General features: G+C 68.6%; 26 protein-coding genes and 1 pseudogene. 9 read left to right on the forward strand and 18 right to left on the reverse strand.

The window, feature by feature from the left end; genetic code table 11:
* The first annotated feature begins 5 nt into the window (after positions 1 to 5).
* Both GJV80_RS00835 and GJV80_RS00840 read left to right on the forward strand, forming a co-directional pair.
* Positions 6 to 842, forward strand: a complete 837-nt coding sequence (locus GJV80_RS00835; RefSeq protein WP_195909095.1) for a thioesterase family protein — start codon at positions 6 to 8, stop codon at positions 840 to 842.
* A 10-nt stretch (positions 843 to 852) separates the two neighbouring features.
* On the forward strand, positions 853 to 1,890 hold the full coding sequence (locus GJV80_RS00840) for an NAD(P)-dependent alcohol dehydrogenase (RefSeq protein ID WP_154686304.1): 1,038 nt from the start codon (positions 853 to 855) through the stop codon (positions 1,888 to 1,890).
* Between the two features lie 25 nt (positions 1,891 to 1,915).
* Here the strand turns inward: GJV80_RS00840 and GJV80_RS00845 are convergent, their stop codons facing one another.
* On the reverse strand, positions 1,916 to 2,380 hold the full coding sequence (locus GJV80_RS00845) for a globin (RefSeq protein ID WP_154686305.1): 465 nt from the start codon (positions 2,378 to 2,380) through the stop codon (positions 1,916 to 1,918).
* 62 nt (positions 2,381 to 2,442) lie between these two features.
* Positions 2,443 to 3,921: an FAD-binding oxidoreductase gene (locus GJV80_RS00850; protein ID WP_154686306.1), complete on the reverse strand. Its 1,479-nt coding sequence runs from the start codon at positions 3,919 to 3,921 to the stop codon at positions 2,443 to 2,445.
* Positions 3,922 to 4,066: 145 nt separating this feature from the next.
* On the opposite strand from GJV80_RS00850, the gene GJV80_RS00855 reads away from it, so the two are divergent.
* On the forward strand, positions 4,067 to 4,495 hold the full coding sequence (locus tag GJV80_RS00855) for an OsmC family peroxiredoxin (RefSeq protein WP_154686307.1): 429 nt from the start codon (positions 4,067 to 4,069) through the stop codon (positions 4,493 to 4,495).
* 44 nt (positions 4,496 to 4,539) lie between these two features.
* Here the strand turns inward: GJV80_RS00855 and GJV80_RS00860 are convergent, their stop codons facing one another.
* The 4 genes from GJV80_RS00860 to pyrR all read right to left on the reverse strand — a co-directional run bounded on the left by GJV80_RS00860 (position 4,540) and on the right by pyrR (position 8,212).
* Positions 4,540 to 5,265: a mechanosensitive ion channel family protein gene (locus GJV80_RS00860; protein WP_154686308.1), complete on the reverse strand. Its 726-nt coding sequence runs from the start codon at positions 5,263 to 5,265 to the stop codon at positions 4,540 to 4,542.
* 116 nt (positions 5,266 to 5,381) lie between these two features.
* Positions 5,382 to 6,683 (reverse strand): dihydroorotase, encoded by a 1,302-nt coding sequence (locus tag GJV80_RS00865; protein WP_154686309.1) that lies wholly within the window; start codon positions 6,681 to 6,683, stop codon positions 5,382 to 5,384.
* A 9-nt stretch (positions 6,684 to 6,692) separates the two neighbouring features.
* Positions 6,693 to 7,622 carry an aspartate carbamoyltransferase catalytic subunit gene (locus GJV80_RS00870; RefSeq protein ID WP_154686310.1) on the reverse strand — a complete coding sequence of 310 codons (930 nt, stop codon included), beginning with the start codon at positions 7,620 to 7,622 and terminating at the stop codon, positions 6,693 to 6,695.
* Positions 7,622 to 8,212 carry a bifunctional pyr operon transcriptional regulator/uracil phosphoribosyltransferase PyrR gene (gene pyrR / locus GJV80_RS00875; protein WP_154686311.1) on the reverse strand — a complete coding sequence of 197 codons (591 nt, stop codon included), beginning with the start codon at positions 8,210 to 8,212 and terminating at the stop codon, positions 7,622 to 7,624. The genes GJV80_RS00870 and pyrR overlap by 1 nt, the downstream gene beginning before the upstream one ends.
* 95 nt (positions 8,213 to 8,307) lie before the next feature.
* Between pyrR and GJV80_RS00880 the strand changes: the two genes are divergently transcribed.
* Both GJV80_RS00880 and GJV80_RS00885 read left to right on the forward strand, forming a co-directional pair.
* Positions 8,308 to 8,646, forward strand: coding sequence for a hypothetical protein (locus tag GJV80_RS00880; RefSeq protein ID WP_154686312.1), 339 nt, complete (start codon positions 8,308 to 8,310; stop codon positions 8,644 to 8,646).
* Positions 8,633 to 9,097, forward strand: a complete 465-nt coding sequence (locus tag GJV80_RS00885; RefSeq protein ID WP_230207987.1) for a DUF5130 family protein — start codon at positions 8,633 to 8,635, stop codon at positions 9,095 to 9,097. The genes GJV80_RS00880 and GJV80_RS00885 overlap by 14 nt, the downstream gene beginning before the upstream one ends.
* A 17-nt stretch (positions 9,098 to 9,114) precedes the next feature.
* On the opposite strand, the gene GJV80_RS00890 is transcribed toward GJV80_RS00885, so the two are convergent.
* From GJV80_RS00890 to pepN, 4 genes are all read right to left on the reverse strand, one after another.
* Complete coding sequence (locus tag GJV80_RS00890) at positions 9,115 to 9,615, reverse strand: methylated-DNA--[protein]-cysteine S-methyltransferase (RefSeq protein ID WP_154686313.1); 501 nt, start codon at positions 9,613 to 9,615, stop codon at positions 9,115 to 9,117.
* Complete coding sequence (locus GJV80_RS00895) at positions 9,612 to 11,138, reverse strand: DNA-3-methyladenine glycosylase 2 family protein (protein ID WP_154686314.1); 1,527 nt, start codon at positions 11,136 to 11,138, stop codon at positions 9,612 to 9,614. The genes GJV80_RS00890 and GJV80_RS00895 overlap by 4 nt, the downstream gene beginning before the upstream one ends.
* A 161-nt stretch (positions 11,139 to 11,299) precedes the next feature.
* Complete coding sequence (locus tag GJV80_RS00900) at positions 11,300 to 12,424, reverse strand: Nif3-like dinuclear metal center hexameric protein (protein WP_154686315.1); 1,125 nt, start codon at positions 12,422 to 12,424, stop codon at positions 11,300 to 11,302.
* Positions 12,425 to 12,446: 22 nt separating this feature from the next.
* A complete protein-coding gene (gene pepN, locus GJV80_RS00905) occupies positions 12,447 to 15,056 on the reverse strand; it encodes an aminopeptidase N (protein WP_370518805.1) in 2,610 nt (869 codons plus the stop codon).
* Positions 15,057 to 15,102: 46 nt separating this feature from the next.
* On the opposite strand from pepN, the gene GJV80_RS00910 reads away from it, so the two are divergent.
* Positions 15,103 to 15,570 (forward strand): ribose-5-phosphate isomerase, encoded by a 468-nt coding sequence (locus GJV80_RS00910; RefSeq protein ID WP_154686317.1) that lies wholly within the window; start codon positions 15,103 to 15,105, stop codon positions 15,568 to 15,570.
* A gap of 587 nt (positions 15,571 to 16,157) precedes the next feature.
* On the opposite strand, the gene GJV80_RS00915 is transcribed toward GJV80_RS00910, so the two are convergent.
* Positions 16,158 to 16,379, reverse strand: a complete 222-nt coding sequence (locus GJV80_RS00915) for a hypothetical protein (RefSeq protein ID WP_154686318.1) — start codon at positions 16,377 to 16,379, stop codon at positions 16,158 to 16,160.
* An 84-nt stretch (positions 16,380 to 16,463) separates the two neighbouring features.
* On the opposite strand from GJV80_RS00915, the pseudogene GJV80_RS00920 reads away from it, so the two are divergent.
* Together GJV80_RS00920 and GJV80_RS00925 are read left to right on the forward strand one after the other, a co-directional pair.
* A pseudogene (locus tag GJV80_RS00920) lies at positions 16,464 to 17,268 on the forward strand (Fpg/Nei family DNA glycosylase).
* Complete coding sequence (locus GJV80_RS00925; protein WP_154686319.1) at positions 17,250 to 18,857, forward strand: hypothetical protein; 1,608 nt, start codon at positions 17,250 to 17,252, stop codon at positions 18,855 to 18,857. Before GJV80_RS00920 ends, GJV80_RS00925 begins: the two are co-directional and overlap by 19 nt.
* Positions 18,858 to 18,915: 58 nt before the next feature.
* Here the strand turns inward: GJV80_RS00925 and GJV80_RS00930 are convergent, their stop codons facing one another.
* The 3 genes from GJV80_RS00930 to GJV80_RS00940 all read right to left on the reverse strand — a co-directional run bounded on the left by GJV80_RS00930 (position 18,916) and on the right by GJV80_RS00940 (position 22,136).
* Positions 18,916 to 19,245, reverse strand: a complete 330-nt coding sequence (locus GJV80_RS00930; RefSeq protein WP_230207988.1) for a DUF503 domain-containing protein — start codon at positions 19,243 to 19,245, stop codon at positions 18,916 to 18,918.
* Entirely contained in the window at positions 19,220 to 20,644 is a 1,425-nt protein-coding gene (locus GJV80_RS00935; RefSeq protein WP_195909096.1) for a DNA polymerase IV, read from the reverse strand. The genes GJV80_RS00930 and GJV80_RS00935 overlap by 26 nt, the downstream gene beginning before the upstream one ends.
* A 79-nt stretch (positions 20,645 to 20,723) precedes the next feature.
* Positions 20,724 to 22,136 carry a DHA2 family efflux MFS transporter permease subunit gene (locus GJV80_RS00940; RefSeq protein ID WP_230207989.1) on the reverse strand — a complete coding sequence of 471 codons (1,413 nt, stop codon included), beginning with the start codon at positions 22,134 to 22,136 and terminating at the stop codon, positions 20,724 to 20,726.
* 273 nt (positions 22,137 to 22,409) lie between these two features.
* Here GJV80_RS00940 and GJV80_RS00945 point away from each other — a divergent pair, with 273 nt between their 5' ends.
* The gene (locus GJV80_RS00945) at positions 22,410 to 23,540 is read left to right on the forward strand and encodes an FAD-binding oxidoreductase (protein WP_154686321.1); all 1,131 of its coding nucleotides are present in this window, start codon (positions 22,410 to 22,412) and stop codon (positions 23,538 to 23,540) included.
* Here GJV80_RS00945 and GJV80_RS00950 read toward each other — a convergent pair.
* The 4 genes from GJV80_RS00950 to GJV80_RS00960 are packed head-to-tail and all read right to left on the reverse strand — an operon-like array spanning position 23,515 to position 25,652.
* Positions 23,515 to 24,735, reverse strand: a complete 1,221-nt coding sequence (locus GJV80_RS00950; RefSeq protein WP_154686322.1) for an RNA polymerase sigma factor — start codon at positions 24,733 to 24,735, stop codon at positions 23,515 to 23,517. The two genes, GJV80_RS00945 and GJV80_RS00950, sit on opposite strands and share 26 nt — an antisense overlap.
* A gap of 7 nt (positions 24,736 to 24,742) precedes the next feature.
* A complete protein-coding gene (locus tag GJV80_RS23435; RefSeq protein ID WP_230207990.1) occupies positions 24,743 to 24,898 on the reverse strand; it encodes a YciI family protein in 156 nt (51 codons plus the stop codon).
* Positions 24,895 to 25,077, reverse strand: coding sequence for a hypothetical protein (locus tag GJV80_RS23440; RefSeq protein ID WP_230207991.1), 183 nt, complete (start codon positions 25,075 to 25,077; stop codon positions 24,895 to 24,897). The genes GJV80_RS23435 and GJV80_RS23440 overlap by 4 nt, the downstream gene beginning before the upstream one ends.
* Entirely contained in the window at positions 25,074 to 25,652 is a 579-nt protein-coding gene (locus GJV80_RS00960) for a dihydrofolate reductase family protein (RefSeq protein WP_154686323.1), read from the reverse strand. The genes GJV80_RS23440 and GJV80_RS00960 overlap by 4 nt, the downstream gene beginning before the upstream one ends.
* Between the last annotated feature and the right edge of the window lie 66 nt (positions 25,653 to 25,718).

Genomic DNA, 25,718 nt, shown 5'->3' on the forward strand with positions numbered 1-25,718 from the left:
GGCCGGTGCCTTTCCACTACCGGGTCCCCAAGCGGTTCGTCGATCTGAACGTCGGCGGCCATGTCGATCATGGCGTGGTGATCGACTACCTGCAGGAGGCTCGCACCGAGTTCCTGCTGTCCGCGTCCGGTCCGATGCCCGCCATGCTGGACAGTGGCGTGCTGGTCACCGGACACCAGGTCGAATATCTCGGCCCGATCGGCTACGACGCTGCGGTGGTCGATGCCGAGGTCTGGGTCGACCAGGTCGGAGGGGCACGGTTCTCGATCAGTTACCGGCTCAGCGACGGCGGCACGCCGGTGGTCAGGGCCCGGACGTTCCTCACCCCCTACGACCTGGCCGGCGGCGGCCTTCGCCGGCTGACCGGTCCGGAACGCGACCAGTTGGCGGCCGTTGTCGACGATCCGGTCGACATCACGCCGCTGGGCAAGGTGCGGCCGGCCGACCTGACCGGGGCCCACCCGGCGGCCTGCCGGGTGCGGTGGGCCGATCTCGACTCCTACCGGCACGTCAACAACGTGAAGTTCTTCGACTACTTCGCCCAGGCCCGCTGGGAACTGCTGGCCGGCGCCGGGCCGTTGCAGCCCGGCGAACCGTGGCTGGTGGTCCGACAGGACCTGAGCTACCTGTCACCGCTCGACTTCCGCCGCGAGCCGTACCAGGTCCGCACGGCGGTGGTGCGGGTCGGCAGCACGTCCCTGGAGTGTGCCGCCGACATCATCGATCCGCTGCATCCCGAGCCCAAGCCGTACGCGACGGCGCGGACCGTGCTGGTGCAAGTGGACGACGCCGGACGGCCGAAACCGGTTGCCGGCGATCTGCGCGGAGCACTCGACGCGTAGGTTGGTGATCATGACTGACCTGCAGCTTCCCGCCGAACAGCGCCGTTCGCTGTTGACCAAGCCCGAGGTGATCCGGACCGACATGGCGGTGGTTCCGCAGCCCGGTCCGGACCAGGTGCTGATCGAGATCGCGGCGGTCGGCATCTGTGGCTCCGACGTGCACTACTACGAGCAGGGCAGGATCGCCGATTTCGTGGTCGAGCAACCCCTGGTGCTGGGCCACGAGGCGTCCGGGGTGATCCGGGCGACCGGATCGAACGTCTCTGACCGCAGCATCGGCCAGCGCGTAGCGCTGGAGCCGCAGGAGACCTGCGGCCGTTGCAGACAATGTCTGGCCGGCCGCTACAACCTCTGCCCGTACGTGCAGTTCTACGCCACCCCGCCGGTGCACGGCGCCTTCGCCCAGTACGTCGTCCTGGACTCCAGCCGGGCGCACCCGATCCCGGACACGATGAGCAACGAGGCCGGTGCGTTGATCGAGCCGCTGTCGGTCGGCGTCTGGGCCAACCGGAAGGCCGCCGTCGAGCCCGGCGACCGGGTGTTGGTCACCGGCGCCGGCCCGGTCGGGCTGCTCGCCGCCGATGTCGCCCGAGCCCGCGGCGGCTGGGTGGCGGTCAGCGACACCAACGCCTACCGCCTGCAGGTGGCGTCGGAGCGCGGCGCGCAGGCGATCATCGACGTGACCGCTGGTTCGCCGCGGGAGCAACAGGGGGAGTTCGACGTCGTTCTCGAGTGCAGCGGGGCGGCCCCCGCTGTCGCCGGCGCGTTCGACGCCGCCGCACCGGCGGCACGGATCGTGCTGATCGGGATGGGCGCTGCGACGATGGAACTCCCGGTCGGCCTGATCCAGGCCCGCGAGCTGCAGGTGACGGGTGTCTTCCGGTACGCCAACTGCTATCCGGCGGCGATCGCGCTGGCGGCAAGCGGCGCGGTGGATCTTGATTCGCTGGTCACCGCCCGGTTCGGACTGGAGCAGGTCGCCGACGCGCTGACCGCCGCCAAGCGGGATCCGAAGACGCTCAAGCCGATGGTCTACCCGAACCGCTGACCGTGACCGGCCGCTCCGGCGTGGCTCAGGGCCGCGGGGTGATGCTCAGGCCGGGTGCCGGCCGGTCCGGACCGGATTCGTCGAACGCGTTGACCATCGCGTGCGCCGCGCGGGTCAGGTAGTCCCACAGCATCCGGTCCTGCTCGAGCGGCAGGTCGAGTTCGTCGACGGCGTCTCTCATGTGCCGCAGCCAGCGGTCCCGCATGTCCGGAGTGACCGCGTACGGCGCATGGCGCATCCGCAGTCGCGGGTGCCCGCGGCGCTCGCTGTAGGTGGTCGGGCCGCCCCAGTACTGCTCCAGGAACATCCGAAGCCGGTCCTCGGCCGGTCCGAGATCCTCCTCCGGGTAGAGCGCCCGCAACGGCGCATCGCCGGCAACGCCCTGGTAGAACGTCTTCACCAACCGGGCGAAGGTCTCGGCCCCGCCGACCAGTTCGTAGAAGGTCTGCGGAGTGTGGTCGGTCGGGTCGGGTGGCAGCTGGCTGGACATCGTCCACCATTGTTGCGCACCGCCCAACTGCCTCGACCCTGCAGGCTGATCAGCCCATCAGGTCAGCCGGGAAGGGAGTAGCGGGAGTTGAGGATGCCGTGCGGGTCGTACTTGGTGTTCAGGGAGAGCAGCCGGTCATAGTTGTCCCCGGAGTAGTCGCTCAGTTTGCGCCCGGGCTCCAGGTAGTTCAGGTAGCCGCCGACCGAGGATCGCCCGATGGCGTGATGGCAGCCGGCCACCCAGTCGGTTGCCCGGCCGACGTTGGCCCGCGAGGTGCTGGACAGTCCGACATACCACTGAACGGTGGCGTTGGCATGGCGCCAGCGGAACGCCGTGTCGGCAGCCCCGAGATCGCTGACCGCGCCGCCCAGTGGGTCGAAGATCGCCGCCGCCGCTCCGGAGCCGTTCCACTTCCTCACCGCGGCGATGATGTCCTTCGTGCGGGCACTGGTGATCGCGTGGCCGACGACGTCGGAGCCTGCGTACCAGGACTGCCTGGTGCGGCCGTTGGCGCCGCCCGCGAACCAACCCATCGCGCCGGCGTGGGATTCGGCGTAGGTTCGACGGCTCAACGGCTCTCTGCCGATCGCGTCGACCATCGCCTTGATCTCCCGGGACGCCCCGCGGTCCCAGCACACGCCCGTGATGCTCGGGCTGACGACGCCTCCCGCGGTGTCCAGGTGCAGGTTGGCCCAGGAATGCCTGGGCAGGTGCGCCAGTCGTTCCTGCCAGCCCATCAGCACCCGGTGGTTGTCGTGGTGGCCCCAGGACAGCCGGAAGATCGTGCCGGGCAGCGCCGGAGAGGTGGCGTAAGTGAGGCTGGTGACGACGCCGAAGTTGCCCCCACCACCACCCCGCAGCCCCCAGAACAGGTCTGCGTCGGTGTGCCGACCGAACCTGTGGATGTGGCCACTCGGACTGACCAGCGTTCCGCCGGTCAGCGCGTCGGCGGTCAGGCCGTACAGCCGGGATTCGGTGCCGATCCCGCCACCGAGGGTGAGCCCGGCCGCCCCGACGGTCGGGCAGGTGCCGGTCGGCACCGTTCGCCCGTGCCGGTCGAGGGTTTGGTGCAGATCACCGAGGACGGCGCCCGCGCCGACGGTGACCTTGTGGTCCTCGGCGTGGTAGTGGACGCCGTGCATCGGCCGGACGTCGATCACCAGGACGCCGTTCCCGGTCGACGCACCGACATAGGAATGCCCGCCGGAGCGGGGCCGCGGGTGGACGCCGTGGCTCCTGCAGAACGCGAATGCGGCGGCCACGTCACCGGCCGACGCGGCCCGCACGATCGCCACAGGCCGCTTGCCGTCCCGCCGCGGATCGAAGGTCGACGCCGCCCGGGCGAAGCCGTCGTCCCCGGGCCGCAGCAGTTTTCCGTCCAGCTCCCCGGCCAGGTGCTTCCAGGCGGATGTCGGCACGGCCGCGTCCGCGACACCGGGTGTCGAGATGATCTTGGCGGCGGCGCCCGACCCGAACAGCGCAGCACCGGTTGCCAACAGTGCACGCCGGTTGAGCCTGTGGTCCCCGAGTGAATTCCCCATGCAGCAAGTGTCGAAGCGGCGTGGGTCTCAGCCGTCACGCCCGGGACACGGTGATGTCACGAGGGCCGCCCGATCAGGACAAGGTTCGATCGGGCATGATCAGCCTGTAGCACCGCATCGCACACCCACTTGAGAGGTGAATGTCATGGCAACCGTACGCACCGCCAACGCCCACTGGGAAGGGTCGCTCTTCGAGGGGTCCGGCCAGGTCGAGCTCGCCTCGTCCGGCATCGGCACGTATCCGGTCACCTGGGCGTCCCGGGCCGAGCAGGCCAACGGCAGGACCAGCCCGGAGGAGTTGATCGCGGCGGCCCACTCGACCTGCTTCTCGATGGCGCTCTCCAACGGACTTGCCAAGGCCGGCACCCCGCCGACCAGTCTGGACACCACCGCCGACGTCACCTTCCAGCCGGGCGAAGGCATCACCGGCATCAAGTTGACGGTGGTCGGTGTGGTCCCGGGGATGTCGGCCGACGACTTCGCCGCCGCGGCGGAGGACGCCAAGCAGAACTGCCCGGTCAGCCAGGCGCTGACCGGCACCACGATCACCCTGGAGGCGAAGCTCGCCGAGTGATCCGGATGATCGGATTTCCGGATCTGATCGCTGGAACCCGCTGATCACCGGGCCTTGTCGGAATCCGGTGGGGTGCTGACCTCACCGGATTCTGATTCGGCCAACTCCGATTCGGGAATGGGCGGACGGCCGGTGCCCGACCCCTGGCTGTAGTTGCCGACCTTGGCGATGTCGCCGTTGCGCAGATACCAGACCGTGCCGGCCTCGTCCCGGATCTGGGTCAAGCGCAGACCGATGTCCTCCACCACACCGTCGATATCGCCCACCCGTACATAGTCACCCAGACCGATCTGGTCCTCGAACAACATCAGGATCCCGGAGATGATGTCGCGGAGCACTGTCTGGACACCGAAGGCCACAGCGATGCCGATGATCGAGGTGCCGGCCAACAGCGCGGCGATGTTGAACCCCAACTCGGTCATGATCATCAGCGCGACGATCACCGCGAGGATGATCAGGACAGCACTGCGGCCGAGCGAACCGAGCGCACCGATCCGCTGTTCCCGGCGTTCGTCGGCGAACACCGTCTTCTTGGCGACGAGCTTTGCAGGCTTGACGACGAGTTCGGCGGGTTTGGCCACGGCCTTGCCTGGCTTGGTGCGGTTCTTCGACCGCTTGGAGACCATCGAGCGTACCGCCCGGTCGATCATCCGGTCGGCGATCGCACGGACGATGCCGGCCACGATCAGGATGATCAGGATCCGGACGCCGTGGGTCACCAGAGCGCCGAGAAAGCTGCCGTTCCACACCTCGTCAAGCCAATGGAGCATGGGTCCAATCTAGGGCTGGCCGCTCCGACGACGGAATCGGAGAGCCGGTGATCGGTGGCCGCGCAGTCCTCGGTTGGGTGAGGCCTCAGCCGATCCTGTGACCGCCCTGAGCCGGCTCACACCCGGCTGTAGGTGATCGCACCGGCGGCGATCGTGATCATCACCGGGTCCGGCAGCTCACGGCCGTGGTAGGGATTGTTCCGCGACAGCGAGGCCGAAGCGTCCCGATCGACGGTCGCCCGCCTGCCAGGATCGATCACGGTGAGATTGGCCGGTGCGCCGAACACCGGCCGGACGCCGAGACCGTCGCCCAGCCGCGCGATCCGTCCGGGCGCCAATGACGTCCGGCTCACCAGCCCGTCCCAGTCCAGGGCACCGGAGTTGATCATGGTCTCGACCACCACGCCCAGCGCGGTCTCCAGGCCGACCATGCCGTAGGCGGCGTCACCGAAGGCGTGCTCCTTGTCGTGCCGGGCGTGGGGAGCGTGGTCCGTGGCCACCGCGTCGATCGTGCCGTCGGCGAGCGCCCCGACGAGCGCAGCCACGTCCTCGTCCGGTCGTAGCGGCGGGTTGACCTTGTAGGTCGGGTCGTAGCCCTCGACCTCGGCGGTGGTGAGCAGCAGGTGGTGCGGTGTCACTTCGGCGGTGACGTCGATGCCGCGTTTCTTGGCCCAGCGCAGCACGTCGACCGATTCCGCGGTCGAGACATGACAGACGTGCAGCCTCGACCGGGTCAGCTTGGTCAGCTCGGCGTCCCGGGCGATCACCGACGCCTCGGCCGCCGACGGCCAGCCGGGCAACCCGAGCCGGCCGGAGACCTCGCCCTCATGGCAGCACGCGTCCGGACCGGCCAGCCGCGGGTCCTGAGAGTGCTGCGCGATCCGGGCGCCGAAGGGGCGCACGTACTCCAAAGCGCGCCGCATCAGCCGGGAGTCGAAAACGCAGTGGCCGTCGTCGCTGAACAGGGTGACGCCGGTGCGGGCCATGAGTCCGAGTTCGGCCAGCTCGGTGCCGGCCAGACCCTTGCTGACGGCGCCGACCGGGAAGACCTGTGCGTGCCCGGCCTTCTCTCCCAGCGTCCGGATGTATTCGGCCGCCTCGGCGGTGTCGGTCACCGGCACTGTGTTGGGCATCGCCAGCAGCGCGGCGAACCCGCCTCGAGCCGCCGCCAGGGTGCCGGTCTCGACGGTCTCGGCGTCCTCCCGGCCGGGCTCGCGGAGGTGGGTGTGCAGATCGATCAGCCCCGGGATCGCGGTCAGGCCGTCGGCGGAGATTCTGGTCGCGTCCGCGGAGCTCTGTGACGGGTCGGCGTACCGGCCGTTGACGATCAGGATGTCCTGGGTGCCGGCCGGCAGGGCGTCGGCGTGATCATCCGGACCGGTCACCAGTCGTACGCCGCTGATCAGGAGCTCAGTCATCGTCGGTCCTCACTGTTGATCTTCACCGCCGAGCAACTGGTAGAGCACGCTCATCCGGACGGCCACGCCGGCGGCAACCTGATCAAGGATCAGCGAGTTGGCCGCGTCGGCGGCGTCGGCGGAGATCTCCAGCCCGCGGTTCATCGGGCCCGGATGGCAGATGGCGGTGCCCGGCTTGAGGGCGGAGACCCGCTCCCTGGTCAGCCCGTAGCCGATGGTGTATTCCCGCGGGGTGGGGAAGTAGCCGCCGGACATCCGTTCGCGCTGCACGCGCAGCATCATCACCGCGTCGACGCCGCCCAGCACGGCATCAAGATCATCACTGACCTCGCAACCCCAACTGTCCACCCCGGCGGGCATCAGTGTCGGCGGTGCGACCAGCACCGGCCTGGCGCCCAGCTTCTTCAGCAGGATGACGTTGCTGCGGGCGACCCGGGAGTGGGTGATGTCGCCCACGATGGCGATCCGGCGGCCGCTGAACGAGCCCGTGTCACCGCCGAAGTGCCGACGCAGGGTGAAGGCGTCCAACAGCGCCTGGGTCGGATGCTCGTGCATGCCGTCCCCGGCGTTGATCACATGGGCATCGGTCCACCCGGTGACCTGCAGCGGCGCCCCGGAGGTCATGTGCCTGATCACCAGCGCATCGACCCCCATTGCGGCGACCGTGAGCACCGTGTCGCGGAGCGACTCGCCCTTGGACACCGACGATCCCTTGGCCGAAATGTTGATCACGTCCGCCGACAGCCACTTGCCGGCGATCTCGAAGGATGACCGGGTCCGGGTGGAATCCTCGAAGAACAGGTTCACCACCGTGCGGCCGCGCAACGCGGGGAGCTTCTTGATCGACCGATGCTGGACATCGGCCATCTCCTCGGCAAGATCGAGGATCGCGGTGACATCGGTGAGTTCGAGGTCAGCGGTGGACAGCAGATGCCGCATCAGATGCTCGCCTCCTCGTGAGCCGGGTCGGGCTTGGTGATCACGACCTCGTTGCTGCCGTCGGTCTCGGCAAGCCGGACGAGCACCCGTTCGTCGGCCGACGTCGGCAGGTTCTTGCCGACGTGATCGGCGCGGATCGGCAGCTGCCGGTGGCCGCGATCGACCAGCACGGCGAGTCGTACGGCGCGCGGTCGGCCCAGGTCGCCGAGCGCGTCGAGCGCTGCTCGCACGGTCCGCCCCGACATCAACACGTCGTCGACCAGGACGACCACCGCGTCGTCGACGCTGACCGGGATGCGCGTGTGCCCGACCGGTCGGGTGGGCTGGGTGCGTAGGTCGTCGCGATACATGGTGATGTCCAGGGCGCCGACCGGGATGCGGATACCCTCGGCGGACTCGATGGCCTTGGCCAGCCGCTCGGCCAGTGGTACGCCGCGGCGGGGGATGCCGGCCAGCACCAGTCCCTCGGCTCCGCGATTGGTCTCGAGGATCTGGTGGGCGATCCGGGTCAGCGCCCGGGAGATGTCCTCGGCGTCCAGGACCACCCGTTGCGGCTCCGGCCCGCCGGTATCGGATGTGGTGTCGGCCACCCGATCTCCCTCTGCTTCCCAAGTTGCCCGCCAGTGTCGACCCGCCAGGGCCTGCCCGGTGCGTTCCGCGGAACGTTTGCGGATACGGTAGCCCCGTGACTGAACTCGTGAGCATGGTAGTGCCCCTGCAGGGGACGCTGCCGGGTTGGCCTGCTGCACCGGATCCGGCTCCACTGCATGTGCTGGGACTGCTGATCGGCGTTCCCGCTGCGATCTTCATCATCTTCAGCCTGATTGCGAAGGGGCCCGAGCTGATCCGGGCCGGTCGTGGACAGGGTGACCCGGCGGCGAACGAGCCGCTGTGGATCGGTGCCGCGCCGGCCGACCGGTCGGCCGTGACGGCCGGGGACGACGAAGCGCCGTCGGAGGGTCGCCGCGCGGTGACGAGTTCGGGCGAGGCAACGCAACCGGGAGGCGCAAGTGTCCGCTGGTGATCTGGTTCCCGCTGCGGCCGGCGACCCGTTGGCCGACCCGTTCCGCCCTGTGCACGGCACGGGGCCGCTGACCCCATTCGAGATCGGTCGGGTGGAGCGGGTGATCCGCTATGCCCGGGAGGTCGCCGGGCTGCCGTTCGCCGTGTTCATCGGTCCTGCCGAGCCGGACAGCCGGGCGTACGCCCTCCGCCTGCACGGTGCGCTGCCGGATCCGGATCGCAGCGTGCTGGTGGTGGTCGATCCGGCTGCCCGGGTGCTGGAGATCGTCACCGGCGGCATCGCGGCGCGTAGTCTGGGTGATCCTGAGTGCCGGCTGGCAGCCGCGACCATGCAGTCCAGCTTCGTCGTCCACGATCTGGCGGGGGGTCTGACCGCCGGCATCCAGCAGTTGGCCAACGCCGCCTATCACGCACCGACGCTGCATCTGTCCGACACCCACGAGCCCTACTGAAACAGGACCTCAGCTGGTCAGCCGCGCAATTCATGTGCTCGGAGAGCCCGCTTGATCTCCAGCCCGTAGCGGAAGCCGCCCAGGGCGCCGTCCCGACGGACGATGCGGTGACACGGGACGAACAGTGCCGCCGCGTTGCGCGCGCAGGCTGCCGCTGCGGCACGGACCGCCTCCGGACGTCCGGCGTCGGCGGCCAGCAGGGTGTACGTCGCCGGCTGGCCGGGAGCCGTCTTGCGCAGCGCGTCCCAGGCTGCCTCGATGAACGGGCCGGACCGCTGGCGTACCGACACGGCGTCGATCGCCGTGAGGTCTCCGTCGCTGTAGTCCCGGACCGCGGTGTCGATGGTCGTGTTCTTGCCGTGGGAGATCGAGCCGGGCCGGAGGCTGGGGTGGATCAGTGCGATGAGGTAGTCGGGGTCGTCGGTCCAGCCGGACGCCAGCACCACGGGTGCCTCGTCGTCGGTCCACAGATAGCCGAAGCTTCCTGCCACGCTGTCGGTTGCGCCGAAGTTGATCATGCTGCCAGCTCCATCCTGCTTGCTTGCCAGAGTCTCATGGTTGCGTACGACCGCCACGGCGCCCACGCGCTGTCGGCCGAGGTCAGTCCCCGGCGTTGGAGCTCACGACGGATCACCAGATCCTCGGTGAGCAGCACGTCGGGATCGCCGAGGCCGCGCATCGCGATGTAACCGGCGGTCCACGGACCGATGCCGGGTAGTGCGAGCAGCCGGGCCCGGGCCTGCGCGCGGTCGGCTCCCGGTGAAAGGTCGATCCGGTCTGAGGCCAATGCCGTGGCGAGGCCGACCAGCGCACGCCCGCGGGAGCGTGGCATCGGCAGCGTCTCCGGGTCTGCTTCGGCCAGCGCAGCGGCGGTGGGGAACAAGTAGCGCAGCTGACCACCATCGGACCCGTGTTCATCGGGATGATCATCGGGCCGGTCACCGGGCCGGTGATCATCAACCGGCAACGGCCGGCCGAACTGCCGGACGATGCGGGCTGCGGTGGTCCTGGCCCCGGCGACCGAGACCTGCTGTCCGATCAGTGCACGGAAGGCCAGTTCGTCGGCGTCGACCACGCCGGGTACCCGGACGCCGGGACGATCGGCGACGAGTTGGGCCAGGGCGGGGTCGGCGGCCAGGGTGGAATCAACAGCGACCGGATCGGCGTCGAGATCGAGGACCCGTCGGATCCGGGACACCGCCGCCGAGAGGTCCCGAAGATCATCCAGCCGCAGGGTTGCCGTCAGTGGGCCGTGGGCTGCCATGATCAACTCGAGGATGCCGGCGCCGTGCGGAAGCGAGCAGCTGCGGACGAACGTCAACCGTGTCCCGGTCCGCTGCTGTGTTCGTCGGCCTGCTTCGACACCGGGAATCGCCCGGTCCGCCAGGAATTCGAACAACGGCTCGGCGGCGAAGGGGCGGCGGACGGGGAGTTTCAGGGTGATCGTGGTCGGCCCGGCGGAGGGCTGGTCCCCGGCCCGACGGCTGCGGATGTGCGAAGGAGCCAGGCCGTACACCTCGCGCAGCGTGTCGTTGAACTGACGGATGCTGGAGAAACCGGCGGCGAAGGCGATGTCGCTGAGCCGCAGGTCGGTGTTCTCGATCAACATGCGTGCGGTCTGCGCCCGCTGGGCACGGGCGATCGCCAGCGGACCCGCCCCGACCTCGGCGACCAGCAGGCGGTTGAGTTGTCGCTCGCTGTAGCCGACCGCCGCAGCCAGGCCGGAAACGCCGTCACGGTCGACCAGACCGTCGGCGATCAGCCGCATCGCACGCGCCACCGCGTCGGCCCGCGGATTCCACTGCGGTGAGCCGGGCACAGTGTCCGGACGGCATCGTCGACAGGCTCGGAAGCCCGCGGCCTGTGCGGCGCCCGCCGCGGCGAAGAACCGGCAGTTCTCAGGTTTCGGCGTCCGGGCAGGGCAGCTGGGCCGACAGTAGATGCCGGTCGAGGAGACTCCGACATAGATCCAACCGTCGTAGCGCGGATCCTTCCCGGCCACTGCGCGGTAGCAGACATCGGTCTGCGGTAGTGCGAACATGACAACCATCCTGACACTGCCGCGAGACCGGAACTAGCGGAAATCAGACACGGCGGCGGGGGCGGGTCAGGCGAACCGGGTGGGCCCGGGATGTCGCGGCTCTCGACGTACCGGACGGGTCGTGTCGACCCCGGCTGACCGACGTGCTGGCAGTCAGCGCGTCAGACGCGGAACGTCCAGGGGTCGGTGTTGATCTCAGAGACCTTCACCGATACGTCATCGAGTTCACCGACCAACTGATCGCGGAGCCGGGGCAGCCAGGTCCATTCGGCGGCCCAGTGTGGAACGTCGATCAGTGCCGGCGCGCCGTCCCAGGCGATTGCCTCGCTGGCCGGGTGGTGCCGCAGATCAGAAGTCAGATAGACATCCGCTCCGGCCTCGCGTGCGACATCGAGAAGATCATCGCCGGCACCACCCTGCAGCGCGACGGTGTTGATCATCCGATCCGGCTCACCGGCGACCCGGATCCCGGACGCCGTCTTCGGCAATGCAGCCGCGACCTGATCAGCGAAGCCGGCCAGGCTGGTTTCGGCGATCCGGCCGATCCGTCCCATTCCAGCAGTGCCTGCGAGGTCTGCGGGACGGGCCACTTCGGTCAGGTGATAGGCGGGCACCTCGTACGGGTGGGCGTCCAGCAGAGCGGCGATCACCTGGTTGCGCAGTCGCCTGTCCATGATCATCTCGATCAGGTTCTCGGCTACCTGCTCGCGCCGGCCGGGCCGTCCGATCGCCGGTCGGGCGCCGGGTCCCGGAACGAAGGTGCCGGTCCCGGTGACGGTGAACGCGGCGCGCTGGTAGGTGCCTACTGCACCAGCGCCGGCCGCGGACAGGGCGTCGAGGACGGCGTCTGTGTGGTCAACCGGCACGTAGGTGACCAGTTGGTCAGCCGGGTACACCGGAACCTGCCGCAACGGTCGGGTCTCGGACAGCCCCAGCGCCGCGGCCAGCGAGTCGGCCACACCGCCGGCGGGAATGTCGGCGTTGGTGTGCGCGGTGATCAGACCGAGATCGGACCTGATCAGCCGGCTGATCATCCGTCCTTTCGGCCGGCGCGGGTCGACGGTGTTGACTCCGCGGAGCAGCAACGGGTGATGGGCGATGATCAGATCCGCGCCGAGCTCGATCGCCTCGTCGATCACCGCGTCGGTGACGTCGACCGACAGCAGCACACCGTGGACCGGGGCGGTGACGTTGCCGCTGACCAGCCCCACGCGGTCCCAACTCTCGGCCGATCCGGCGGGGTAGCGCTGCTCGAGCAGCGTGTGCAGTTCGCCGACCGTGGTCATCGGTTCGCTCGCCGCTTGATGATCACACCTCGGAGACCTGCTGACAGCGGTGCGCGCGGTCGGCGGCGTCCAGCCGCTCCGAGACGATGTGTTTGACCATGTCGCCCAGTGGCGCACCGACGGCGGTCACCCCGGCGGCGAGCCATCCGTGGACCCGGCCGAGCAGTGCAGCATCATCGGCGATGTCGGGGAAGAGGTAGGTCAGCACGTTCTGCCTGAAGATCGACGACTTCTCCGCCCAGACGCCGGTCGACGTGGAGATCTCCTCGGCAGCCTTCAGGTACTTGTCCAGATAGCCGTCGAGGACCCCGGCCTGGTCCGGTTGCCAGAACGCCGCACAGATCTGGCGCTGCGTCTCGTTCGGGACGTCGTTGCGGTCGACCGCGAGCTCCCAGGCCTCGGCCTTGGCCTCGGCGGTCGGTCGCGCGGACCGAGCCGCGGCCGCATTCTCGGCGCCGGTGACGGTGTTGTCCCGCTCGAGCTCGGCGGCGACGAGTTGCTCGTCCGCTGCACCGCACCGGGCCAGTTCGATGATCAACAACCAGCGCAGTTCGGCGTCGATCACCAACCCGTCGGGAACATTGCGCCCCTCCAGCCAGTCGGTCAGGGCGGCGACGCCCTCCTCGGAGAGCACGGCCTGTGCGTACGCCTGGGCCAGCGCCAGTTGATGATCACTGCCCGCCTCGGCGGCGGCGACCAGATCGGCCAAGCCCTGTTCCCAACGGCGGCGGACCGTCGTCCGGATGCCGGGTGCGGTGTAGGAGCGTACGGCGAGACCGGCGTTCATCAGCACGGCCCGGACCGTGCTCAGGTCGGTCTCACTGCCGACGTTGCGGAGCACCAGCTCGGCGTAGTCGGAGGCCGGCAGCTCGGCGTCGCGGCACATGTCCCAGGCGGCGCCCCAGCAGACCGCCCGGCTCAGCGGCGAGCTGATCCCGGACAGGTTGGTGATCAACGTCTTCATCGACCGGTCATCGAACCTGATCTTGGCGTAGCCGAGATCCTCGTCGTTGACCAGCACAAGATCGGGACGTGGCCTGCCGACCAGTTCGATCACGTCGCTCGATGCATCGGCGATGTCTGTCTCGACCAGATCGGTACGCACCAATTCCCTGCCCAGCAGCTCGTACAGGCCGATCGCGATGCGGTGGTGACGCAACGTCGGGTGGTCGGCCGGAGCGGTCTGCTCGACCGCGAAGGCGGTGAACTCGTCATCGTCGTTGACAGTGAACTGCGGACGCAGGGTGTTGACGCCGGCCGTCTCCAGCCATTCGGCCGACCAACCCGAGAGGTCGCGGCCGGATGGCCCTTCCAGTGCCTTGAGCAGGTCGGCCAGTCGGGTGTTGCCGAAGGCATGTTCGGCGAAGTAGGCGCGGGCTCCCTCGAGGAACGCGGCCTGACCGACGAAGGCGACGAGTTGGCGCAGGACCGAGGCGCCCTTGGCGTAGGTGATGCCGTCGAAGTTCGATTCGACCGCCTCGAGATCGACCATGTCAGCCGCGATCGGGTGCGTGGTGGGCAGTTGGTCCTGCCGGTAGGCCCAGTTCTTCCGGGATCCCGTGAAGGTCGCCCACGCCGTCTGCGGATCACCGGTCCGCTCGGCGATGGCGAAGGTGGCGGAGAACTCGGCGAAGGACTCCTTCAGCCACATGTCGTCCCACCAGACCATGGTGACCAGGTCGCCGAACCACATGTGGGCGAGTTCGTGCAGGATCGTTTCGTCGCGCTGCCGGTAGGACGCCTCGGTGACCCGGCTGCGGAAGACAAGATCATCACGCAGGGTGACGCAGCCGATGTTCTCCATCGCGCCCATGTTGTATTCCGGCACGAACGCCTGGTCGTACTTGCCGAACGGGTAGGCGTACTCGAAATGCTCTTCGAAGATGTCGAAGCCGGCCTTGGTTGTGGCGAAGATCCGGTCGGCGTCCAGGTGCTCCTGGAGCGACTTGCGGACCAAGATCGACATCGGCAGTTCGCCCGACTTGGTGGTGTGGCTGTCGGAGACCACCGCGTAGTGTCCGGCGACCAGGCTGGTCAGGTAGGTCGAGACGCGCGGTGTCGGCGAGAAATGCCAGCTGCTGACGTCCTGAAGCCCGTCGACAAGGGTCGGCTCGTCACCGATGGAATTGGCGATCACCGTCCAGTCCGACGGCGCCAGGACGGTGAGTTCGAAGGTCGCCTTGAGGTCGGGTTGCTCGAAACAGGCGTACACCCGGCGCGCCTCGGAGGCCTCGAACTGGGTGTACAGATAGGTCCGCTGGTCGGCGGGATCGACGAAGCGGTGCAGCCCTTCGCCGCTGCGGCTGTAGCGGCAGAGCGCAAGGACGGCCAGTTCGTTGTCCCCGGCGGCGACCGGCAACGGCAACCGGGAGCCGTCGAAGCTCCCCGGGTCAAGATCATCGCCGTTCAACGATGCCGACAGCACCCGCTCGGCGATCAGATCGATGTGGGTCGTCGCTGCCTCGCGAGCGCTGAACCGGACCAGGGTCCGCGACACGAAGGTGGTGTCGGGCTGCGTCAGGGGCTGGCCGGACAGATCGTGTCCGGACAGGTCGAGGGCAACCGTGTACGAGTCGGTGGCCAGCAACGACGAGCGCCGTTCGGCCTCGTCGCGGGTGAGGTTATGCAGCATGATCCGCATCCTATGCGGGTCAGCGGGCGGACCCTAAGATGCAGGCATGCGCGTACACATCGGCAGCGATCACGCCGGCTTCGAGCTGAAGAACCACCTGGTGGAGGTGCTGACCGCTGACGGGCATCTGGTTGTCGATCATGGTCCGCAGGCGCTCGATCCCGACGACGACTACCCGATCTACTGCATTCCGGCGGCGCAGGCCACGGTCGACGACGAGGGGTCCCTTGGCATCGTGATCGGCGGCTCGGGCAACGGTGAACAGATCGCCGCCAACAAGGTGACCGGAGTGCGCGCCATCCTCGCCTATGACGAGGACACCGCCACGTTGGGCAGGCTGCACAACAACGCCAACGTGATCTCGATCGGTGCGCGGCTGCACTCGCTCGAGGCGGCCACTGGCCTGGTCCGGCTGTTCCTGGCCACCGAGTTCTCCGGTGAGCCGCGGCATCAGCGCAGGATCGACCAGCTGGCGGCGTACGAGAAGAGCGGCGAACTCCCGGCCGGCGCCTGATCCCGCCTCACCGAGCGTGCCGCCTCGCCGAGCGTGCCGCCTCGCCGCGTCCTAGCCGCCGCCGTCCCCGTGGTCCCCGCCGTCCCCGCACCAGTTCGTCGTTGGCGCACCAGTTCGTCGGCGGCGCACCGGCTGCAGTGGGTGCGCGGCCGAGTAGCTGGTGCGGCGTCGAGCAAAGGGTGCGGCGTCGACCTCGGCTGGGGTTGGCCTGCCGGTGCGGGGTCGGGCGAAGGGGGTGGGCGTACGGGCGTCCTACTCGTTGACGCACCAGTTCCTCGTTTACGCACCAGTTCGTCGGCGGCGCACCGCCTGCAGTGGGTGCGCGCCCGAGTAGCTGGTGCGGCGTCGACCTCGGCTGGGGTTGGCCTGCCGGTGCGGGGTCGGGCGAAGGGGTGGGCGTACAGCGTCCTACTCGTTGACGCACCAGTTCGTCGTTGGCGCACCAGATGGTCGGCGGCGCACCGCCTGCAGTGGGTGCGCGGCCGAGTAGCTGGTGCGGCGTCGAGCAAAGGGTGCGGCGTCGAGGAATTGGTGCGGCGCAAAGGGAGCGGGGTCGCTCAGGTGGTGCGGAGCGTACGACGAGGCAGTCAGGAGACGCGTTCGGGGCGACGGCCCTCGGCCCGGGCGATCAGACTGTCCACGATGGACAGCGCGAACTCCTCCTCGGCCTGCCCAGGGCGCGACACATCACGTGCCCGCATGGCACGGTCGATGCTGACAAGCCCGGAAACCCCGTCGCGACCGAAATCCCGACCCGGCAGTTCCCCCACGTCCTCGGCGACCCCTCGCCGATCGCGTTCTGCGATCACCCGCATATCCTAGGTCGTCTGCGAGGGCACCGGAGGCAGGCTCCGGCCACGATTCGGTCACAAGCTCAACCAAAGGAGGCGCCGATGCCCGAGGGGCACACCCTGCACCGGCTTGCGCTGGATCTGACCGACGCCTTCGCCGGTACGCGTCCCGAGGTGTCGAGTCCGCAGGGTCGATTCGCCGAGTCGGCCGCGATCCTCACCGGGCGAACGTGTTCGGGCGCGCAGGCCCACGGCAAACACCTGTGGATGGACTTCGAAGATCATCTGCTGCACATCCACCTCGGACTGATCGGCAAGTTCCGGATCGCGCCGCCGGCGCCGCCGCAGGGCGAGATCCGGGTACGGATCGCAACGCCGCAACTGGCGGCCGACCTCAGCGGGCCGCAGTTGTGTGTCCTCCGCACGCCCGAGGAGTTGGCGGCGCAGATCGCCCAGCTCGGACCGGACCCCTTGCGCAAGGACGCAGATCCCGAGCTGGCGTGGAGCCGGATCCATCGGTCCGGCCGGCCGATCGCGGCGTTGTTGATGGATCAGACGGTGCTCTCCGGTGTCGGCAACGTCTACCGGGCAGAGGTGCTGTTCCGGAACCGGATCCGCCCTCATGTCGAGGGCAAGAAGCTCACCCGTCGATCATGGAACGCGATCTGGCAGGGACCTGATCACCCTGATGCCCCAGGGTGTGGTCGACAACCGGATCGACACCGTACGACCTGAGCACACGCCGGAGGCGATGGGCCGTCCGCCGCGGGTCGATGATCATGGCGGTGAGGTGTACGTCTACCGGCGCGCCGGCATGCCGTGTCTGGTCTGCGGATCGCGGGTCCGGACTGAGGCGCTCGCCGGCCGCAATCTCTTCTGGTGCGGACGATGTCAACGGCGGAACTGAACTTCACGGTCGGCGATCTCGAGGTGGTCGTCGGTGCCGAAGGGTTCCCGGTACGCGTTCGATGCATCTCCCGGCCCGGGCAGGACTACCTCGCCGCCCAGCGGGCACCGGGTGAGTTGATCATGGACGACAGGATCCAGCGGTGGGAGCCGGCAGGGCTGATCACCGACGTCGACGAGACCGAGGCGCGCTACGCCGTTGCTGATCATCCGCACCTGGAGTACACGGTACGCAATTCATTCTCCGGTCACTGGCAGCAGCGACACATGCTAGTCAACACCTCGTCGTCGCCGGTGCGGATCAACCGTTGGCTGTCTCCGGTCGCGCCGGCTGCCGGCTGTGTGGGTTGGGCGGCCGCAATCGGCGGTGACGCGTTCTGGGCCGTCCAGCCGGCCGACGGGAACGGCCCGCTGTTGACGGCCGAGCTGATTCAGGGCTCGGTCACCGAACTCGTCGGCGGTGACGTCCCGGGCCTGGCGACCGGGGAGATCATGCTGCCGGCGAATCGGCGGGTCGTCCTGCAATGGCGCATCGACACCGCCGCCGACACTGCGCACATCAACCGCAGCCGCCGGCCGGTGTTGTCCGGGCTGATCGATCTCGGGATGAACGAGCCGTACGAGATCGCCGACGCGGACAGTGCGGTCGTCGCCGACGACCCGGTCGTGGTGACCACCGAGGGCGACGTCCAGGTGCTGTCCACCGGCCGCCCCGGTCGGTATCCGGTTGAGCTGCGGTCCGGTCGGGGAACCACCCGGATCGATCTCGCCTGGATTCCGCCGGTCGACGAGTTGATCACCGACCTGAGCCGGTCCTGGCTGGATCGGCGGACCGCCGCCGGGGTCGGCGTTGTGCCGGGGCCTGGTGCGGCACTGGGTCTGCAACAGGCAGTGATCGGCCGACTCGCCGATGATCTCGACGATGCCGAGGATGCCCTCGCCCTGCACACCGAGCGTCTGCTCGGCGCTGCGGAGTTGTCGATCATGAGCCAGGCGTACTTGGCGCAGGAAAGTGTCCGCACCGGGGATCCGGAACCGCTTCGCCATGCCCGGGCCGCAGTGTTGGCCAGCGACCGACCCGTGCCCGGGCTCGGTCTGGCGGCGACCCGTGTCTGTCTGGCCGATCTGGCCCTCGGCGGCAGTCCGGCGGCGGTGATCGCCAGACTGCGTGAGTTGGCCGCCGAGTCGGGCAACGATGGTGATCACCGATCCGATGATCATCTGGTTCGGGCCGCTGCCCGGTTGGAGTTGATCACGGTCATCGGGCCGTCGGCGGCGCGGAACACCGAGGAGACCGTGCGGTCGGCGATGGCGGTCGGCGCGGAACTGGGGTCCGGCCTGCCCGGCGCACGGATCGGTGGGCTGCCGGCGGGTCCTGCGTGCTATGCGGCCGCCGTCCTCGATCTACTCCCGGACTCCTTGGGCGCAGACCTCGAACGCCGGTGGGGAGTCAGCGCGCACACGCTCGCGGACCGGATCCGCACCTCGGCCCTGGCCACGACGCTGTTCCCGCCCGATGCAGCAGACCGTGGGTCGGCCGATCTCGACGAGACGATCGGGTGGCTGGTGCTCGGTCGCCCCGCCGGCTGACCTGCCCGGCCGCCGCCGATCGTCGCAGACCGATCGTCGCAGGCGAATCGTCGCGAGGTCAGTCTCCGGAGCGGGCGAACCCGCGGTGAGCCGACAACAACTCGAACTCGCCGCGCCCGGCAACCAGATGCTCGGCACTGTCCAGGACCTCGATCACGTGACTGCGCTCGCCGGCCACACACCCGACGCCCACCACCGTCCGGCGGTGCAACTCGTGATGATCAACTTCGGCGGCGCTGATCTGGAACCGGCGCCGCAACTCGTTGACCAGTGGCCGCACCACGGCACGCTTCTCCTTCAGCGAATGGACGTCACCGAGCAGCAGGTCGAACTCGATCCAGCCGATCCACATCAGTCCATGATCACACACGGTGCAGCGCGGGATCATCGGTTGTGAAGGTACGAACCGGCCCCGGCGGGCTGTCCGAGGTCTCGAAGCGCACCGTGACCCGGCCAAGCCCGGAGCCCCACACCCAGCCGCGCCCGTGATCGTCGTGCTCCACGTCGGCTCCCGGTGGCCAGTCCATTCGCCGGCGGACGCGGTGCAGTCCGGCTGCCTCGGCGTCAACCCCGCCACCCGGCCGTCCGTCGAGCATCCGCGGGTCGTCGATCTCGTGGTCGTCTGCGACCGGCGTATTGGCCGGGTCCCCGGCCGCCTCCGCGACCGTCGGCTCGGTCTCCCCGATCTCCATCTCGGCGGTGTCGTCCTCCGGCAGCGAAAAAAGGTCCTCCTGGAGGACGTCGGTGAGCCCGGCGACACCGACGCCGATCAGCCGTACGCCCGGGCTGGTGTCCACCTCGTCCAGCAGCGACCGGGCGAGCTGGGTGATCAGTTCCGGCCGGTCGGTGGCACCGGCCAGGGTCCGACTGCGGGTGTGGGTGACGAAGCCGTGCAGCCGTACCTTGATCGTCACTGTCCGGGCCAGCAGCCGGGCCGCGCCAAGCCGCCGAGCCACCTGGTGCGCGTCGTTGGCGATGATCCGGAGCAGTTCCGCGCGGTCCACCAGATCGGTCTCGAAGGTGTCCTCGACCGAGATCGACTTGGCCTCGCGTTCCGGTTCGACCGCCCGGTCATCCCGGGCGTAGGCCAATTCCTTCAGGGCCGAGCCGTGGGCGCGGCCTACCTCGCGGATCAGCTCGCTGAGGTCGATCGCCTGCAGGTCGGCGATGGTGGAGATCCCGATCCGGCGCAGTTTGTCGAAGGTCGCCGGACCCACTCCCGGGATGGTGCGGATGCTCATCGGGCTGATCAGGGCGACCTCGGTGCCTGGGTCGACCAGGGTGAAGCCGTCGGGTTTGCCGAGTTCGGTGGCAAGCTTGGCGATGAACTTCGACGTGCCGATCCCGATCGAGGCGGTCAGCCCGCCGGTCGCGTCGGCCACCCGGGACTTGATCCGGGTGGCCAGTTCGGTCAGTGACGGCCGGTCGAAGTCGATGGGCGGCGTCACCGCAGCGAGATCGACGAACGCCTCGTCGAGGCTGAGTGGTTCGACCAACGGCGACAGGTCGCGCAGCACGCCCATCACGCTGCGGCTGGCTGCCCGATAGGCGTCGAACCGACCGGCGAGGAAGGCGGCGTGCGGGCAGCGTCGGCGTGCTTCCGCGGTGGGCATCGCCGAGTGCACGCCGAAGATCCTGGCCTCATACGAGGCCGTGGACACCACGCCGCGCGGTCCGATACCGCCAACGACGACCGGTTTGCCGCGAAGCGAGGGCTTGTCCCGCTGCTCGACCGAGGCGAAGAACGCGTCCAGGTCGAGATGCAGGATTGATGCCCGGCTCCTCACACCCGGCATTCTCTCCCAGGCCAACCGGTCACTCGGCGCGGAGCCGGTCGACCACCTGGTTGGCCACCTGGCCAGGGAGTCAGTCGAGCAGGTCAGCCAGCCGGTCGGCGCTCCGCCGGGCCCACGCTCCGCTGGTGACCAGTCCGAGCACCAAGACCAGCAGGCCGCAGCAGATGATCATGATCCAGCCACCGCCGCCGGGCACCGGCCCGTGCACTGTGCCGCGGACCACCATTGTGCCGGACAGGGCAACGCCGAGCGAGGCTCCGATCTGCCGGCTGGTCGAGGCGGTGGCCGCCGCCACACCGGCCATCGCCCCGGGCATCCCCGACACCGCGGTGTTGGTGATCGGTGCGTTGACCAGCCCGAACCCGGCGCCGAAGACCAGATAGGTGACGGCCAACTGCCAGGTCGGTGTGTCGATCGTCAAAAGGGTCAGCAGGAAACCTGCGACGGTGATCCCGATGCCGGCCATCAGCAGTGACGGTCGTGGACCTTTGACGCCGACCAGGCGTCCCGACAGCGGCGCCAGGATCACCGTCATCGCCGCCATCGGCAGCGTGTGCAGGCCGGCGTCGAACGCTGACATGCCGCGCAGGTTCTGCAGGTACAGCACGTTGAGGAAGACGAAACTCGACATGCCCGCGAACGCACTGATCGCGATGAAGGTGGCGCCGGCGAACGGGATGCTGCGGAAGAAGTCGAGCTCGATGAGCGGATCGGTGCGCCGCGGTTCATAGATCAACAATCCGATCAGCCCTACTACGAAAGCGCTGAAGAAGCCGATGATCTCCGGGCTGGTCCAGCCGCGCTCCGGTCCCTCGATGATCGCGTACGTGATCGAGCCGAGGATCATGATCACCAGCACCTGACCGACAGGGTCGACGCGTCGGGTCCGCGCGGCGCGCGACTCGGGCACAAGCAGGCCGGTCAGGATGATCGCGGCCAGGGTGACCGGTACGTTCAACCAGAAGATCGCCCGCCAGCCGATCGAGTCGACGATCCCGCCGCCGATCAGCGGTCCCAGCGCCTGGCTGAAACCCACGACCCCACCCCAGACACCGATCGCCCGGGCGCGCTCGGCGCGCTCGGTGAACGTGTTGGTGATGATCGACATTGCGACCGGATTGAGCATCGAGCCGCCGACGGCCTGCAGCATCCGGAAGGCCACCAACCAGGACAGACTCGGCGCCAGTCCGCACAACGCCGAGGCGGTTCCGAAGATCACCAGGCCGACCTGGAACACCCGTTTGCGACCGAGCCGGTCGCCGGTCGATCCGCCCAACATCAAGAGACTGGCCAGCACCAGCGTGTACGCGTCGATCGTCCACTGCATGCCGCTGACACCGGCGTCAAGATCACGGCGCATCGTCGGAAGCGCGACGTTGACGACAGTGGCGTCGAGCGACACGATGAACAGGCTCATGCAGCAGGTCGCCAGCACGGCCAGCCGCCTGCGATGCGACAGGCCGTCAGCTGGCAGGGCAGACACAGACACGCATCCTTCACGCAAGGGATCTGCCCGCCACACCATATTCCGTGCCAGATTGTCGGTCGTTTCCAGGCCGAACCCGAGTTGCTGACCCGGCTCGGCTCGTTCCGCGGCTGGCGCGGCACTCCGGTCGCGCACTGCTGCGACGGGCACCACGTCTCCCGTGATGATTGCCGTGAACAAGTCCCGAGGGCCCGTGCTGCGTCCACCTCACCATCCCGGATGGCCGGGCCGACAGATCGTGCCCGCGATGCCGGCCACTAGAGTGCTGCGATGGCGACGCAGCACAGTGATCATCGGGTTGTCGTGATCGGGTCCGGTATCGCAGGGGCCGGCGCGGCCTTCGGGCTGGCCCGGCGCGGGGTCGCAGTGACGATCGTCGATGACGCCGCAACGGGCCAGGCCACGGCGGCCGGCGCCGGGATCATCATGCCCTGGGCGATCAGCGACGAAGGGCCGTACTACGACCTGTACGCCGCCGGTGCCGCGTTCTATCCGGAGCTGCTGCGGCACCTGGACGACCTGGGGATCACCGGAACCGACTTCCGCCGCAGCGGTGGCTTGATCGTCAACGCCGACCCGGCGCTGCTGGAGGAGAGTTACCGGCGAGTGATCGGTCGCAAACAGGCAGCCGGAGCCGATGGCGAGGTGATCGGTACGGTCGACCGGATCGACAACGCCGCAGCTCGCGAGCTGTTCCCGCCGCTGGCCGACGGGCTGGATGCGATCTTCGTCTCCGGCGGAGCCCGGGTCGACGGCCGTACCCTGCGGGACGCGCTGCTGCTGGCCGCCGAACGACTAGGTGCCGAACGAGTGACCGGACACGCGGACCTTGATCATGACGGACAGCGCCCGGTGATCAGCGTCGGCGGCCGTGCGGTCGCCGCGGACGCCGTGGTCGCGGCGGCCGGGGCCTGGACCCGGCAGCTGATGGCGTCCATCGGCCACCAGGTGCCGGTGCAGCCGCAGAAGGGTCAGATCAGCCACCTGCGCGTCACGGCGGACACCAGCCGGTGGCCGACGGTGCATCCAATCAGCCACCACTACATCGTCCCGTTCGACGAGGGTCGGATCGCGGTCGGCGCCACCCGTGAGACGGGCAGCGGGTTCGACACCAGGATCACCGCGGCGGGGCAACTGCAGGTGCTCAGTGATGCTCTGGCGATCGCTCCGGGACTTGCCGATGCGACGTTGATCGAAACCAGGGTGGGCCTGCGTCCGTTGGCCGATGATCTTCCGGTCGCCGGTGCGCTTCCCGATCGCCCCGGTGTCTATGTGACGACCGGCTACGGTGCAGGCGGGCTCACCATGGGTCCGCGGATCGGCGACGCGATCGCGCGCCTGATCATCGGCGAGCCGGCGCCCGAGATCGAGGCGGTCAGACCGCTTCCGGCGTCTCGGTGACGTCCCGGCCGGATCGCGTGACCGCTGCCAGCCTGCCCTGCAGGAACCGTCGTTCGCGCTCGTCGGAGACCAGTTCCGCGGCCCGCCGGTAGGCAGCTGCGGCATCCTCGGTCCGGCCGAGTTGTGTGAGCAGTTCAGCGCGGGTGGTGTGCAGATACAGGTAGTCGTCGAGGGGCAACCCGTCGACGATCGCCAGCGCGGCGGCCGCCGAATCGGCGTGAGCGACCGCCACCGCGCGATTGAGTTCGACGACCGGTGATCCGGTCCGGCGATGCAACTCTGCGTACAGTGCGCTGATCTCCTGCCAGTCGATCGGATCCTGGAGGTGCAATGCTGCAATGGCCGCCTGCAACACGTAGGTTCCGCGGCCGCCCAGCGCCAGGGCACGGTCCAGCAACTGCTGGGCGCGGCGGAGCCCGTCGGCATCCCACCGGGAGCGGTCCTGATCTTTGAACAGCACCAACTCGTCATCGGCGAATCGCGCGTTCCGCCGGGCGTGGTGACTGATCATCAGCGACAACAAGCCGTACGCCTCCGGCTCGTCCGGCATCAGGTCGATGACCGTGCTGCCCAGCCGGATCGCTTCGTCGGCAAGATCGTTTCGTCCACCGTAACCGGTGTTGAAGATCAGGTAGACGACCGCGAGCAATGCGGCGACGCGATCCGGCAACTGATGATCAGGCGGCATCCGGAACGGGATGCGAGCGGTCCTGATCTTGGACTTGGCCCGGGTCAGCCGTCGTTTCATGGTCTCCGGAGCGACCAGGAACGCCTGCGCGATCTCCTCGGTCTGCAGTCCGCCGACCGCTCGCAGCGTCAGTGCCACCTGGGCCTCGACCGAAAGTGCCGGATGGCAGCACAGGAAGATCAACTCCAGTCGCTCGTCGGTGAACACGGTCGGTTCGACATCCATCTCGTTCACCTCCTGCGGGAGACCTGCCGCAAGTAGCGTGTTCTTGGTGGCGAGGGACTGTCGGCGCCGGAGAGTGTCCAGTGCCCGGTTCCGTGCCACGGTGATCAGCCAGGCCGGCGGGTTGTCCGGCACGCCGTCGATCGGCCAACGGTCTGCAGCCCTGGCGAACGCTTCTGCGGCGGCGTCCTCGGCCAGACCAAGATCGTCGAAGCGGCCGACCAGGGCGGAGACGACCCGACCCCAGTGCTCCCGGAAGGCGGACTCGACGGCGGACCGGGTCATGATCTGATCACTCGTCGACCGGGCGTACTTCGACGGCGCCGCCCAGCCTGGCTGCGGGAATGGCCCGGACGATGTCGATCACCGAGTCCAGGTCGTCCTCCTCGACGATGTAGTAGCCGGCGAAGACTTCCTTGGTGTCGGCATAGGGTCCGTCGGTGATCAACACGGCGTCGTTGTCGACCCTGACGGTGGTCGCAGTCTCCGCTGGATGCAGATGGCCGCCGCCGACCACCCGGGGTCCTCCCTGATCTTGTAGTACTCGGCGGAGATCGCTGCGCGTTCGGTATCAGTGAAGCCGTCGACCGAGCCCGGACGTTCGTAGATCAGGACTGCGTACTTCATGATTGTTCCCCCTGTTTTGGTGCGGTCGTCCGGTAGGTGATCAGCACGGTGGCATCCTTCTGCTCAACTGACACGAGGTCAAGGTCGATCGCGTCGCCGGGGTCGAAGAGCCGCTCGCCGGCACCGATGACGCAGGGAAAGATCAACAGTCGGTATTCGTCGACGAGACCGGCGTTGATCACCTGACGGGCCAGTGACGTGCTGCCGATCAGGACCAGGTCGGTGTGACGCCTGATGCGGTCGATCTCCGGAAGCGGATCCGCGGGTAGCCGTTCGCTGTTCTTCCAGTCGTCGAAGATCGCACGTCGACGTGAGGCGACGAGCTTGGGCATCGCGTTGAGCTGCGTCGCGAAGTCGTCGGTCCTCGACGGCCACAAGGTGGCGAAGTGTTCCCAGGTGCGGCGTCCGAAGAGGAGAGTCGCCCCCTCCAGCAGCGGGCCGAGGCGGAACTTGTCGCCTGCCACTGCGGCCCTGCCCTGTCGGAACGCCCACCCTCCCCACGGCGTGCCCTCTGCTCCGTCCGGGTCCTGAATCACCCCGTCCAGGCTGAGGAATTCGATGATGATCAGAGCCATGCCGCCTCCAGGTCGTCCCGCGATCTGTGTTCGTTTGATTCGCTGACGAACGGCCCTGCGCGTCGG

Source organism: Microlunatus sp. Gsoil 973 (genome assembly GCF_009707365.1).
In the GTDB taxonomy this organism is placed as follows: domain Bacteria; phylum Actinomycetota; class Actinomycetes; order Propionibacteriales; family Propionibacteriaceae; genus Microlunatus.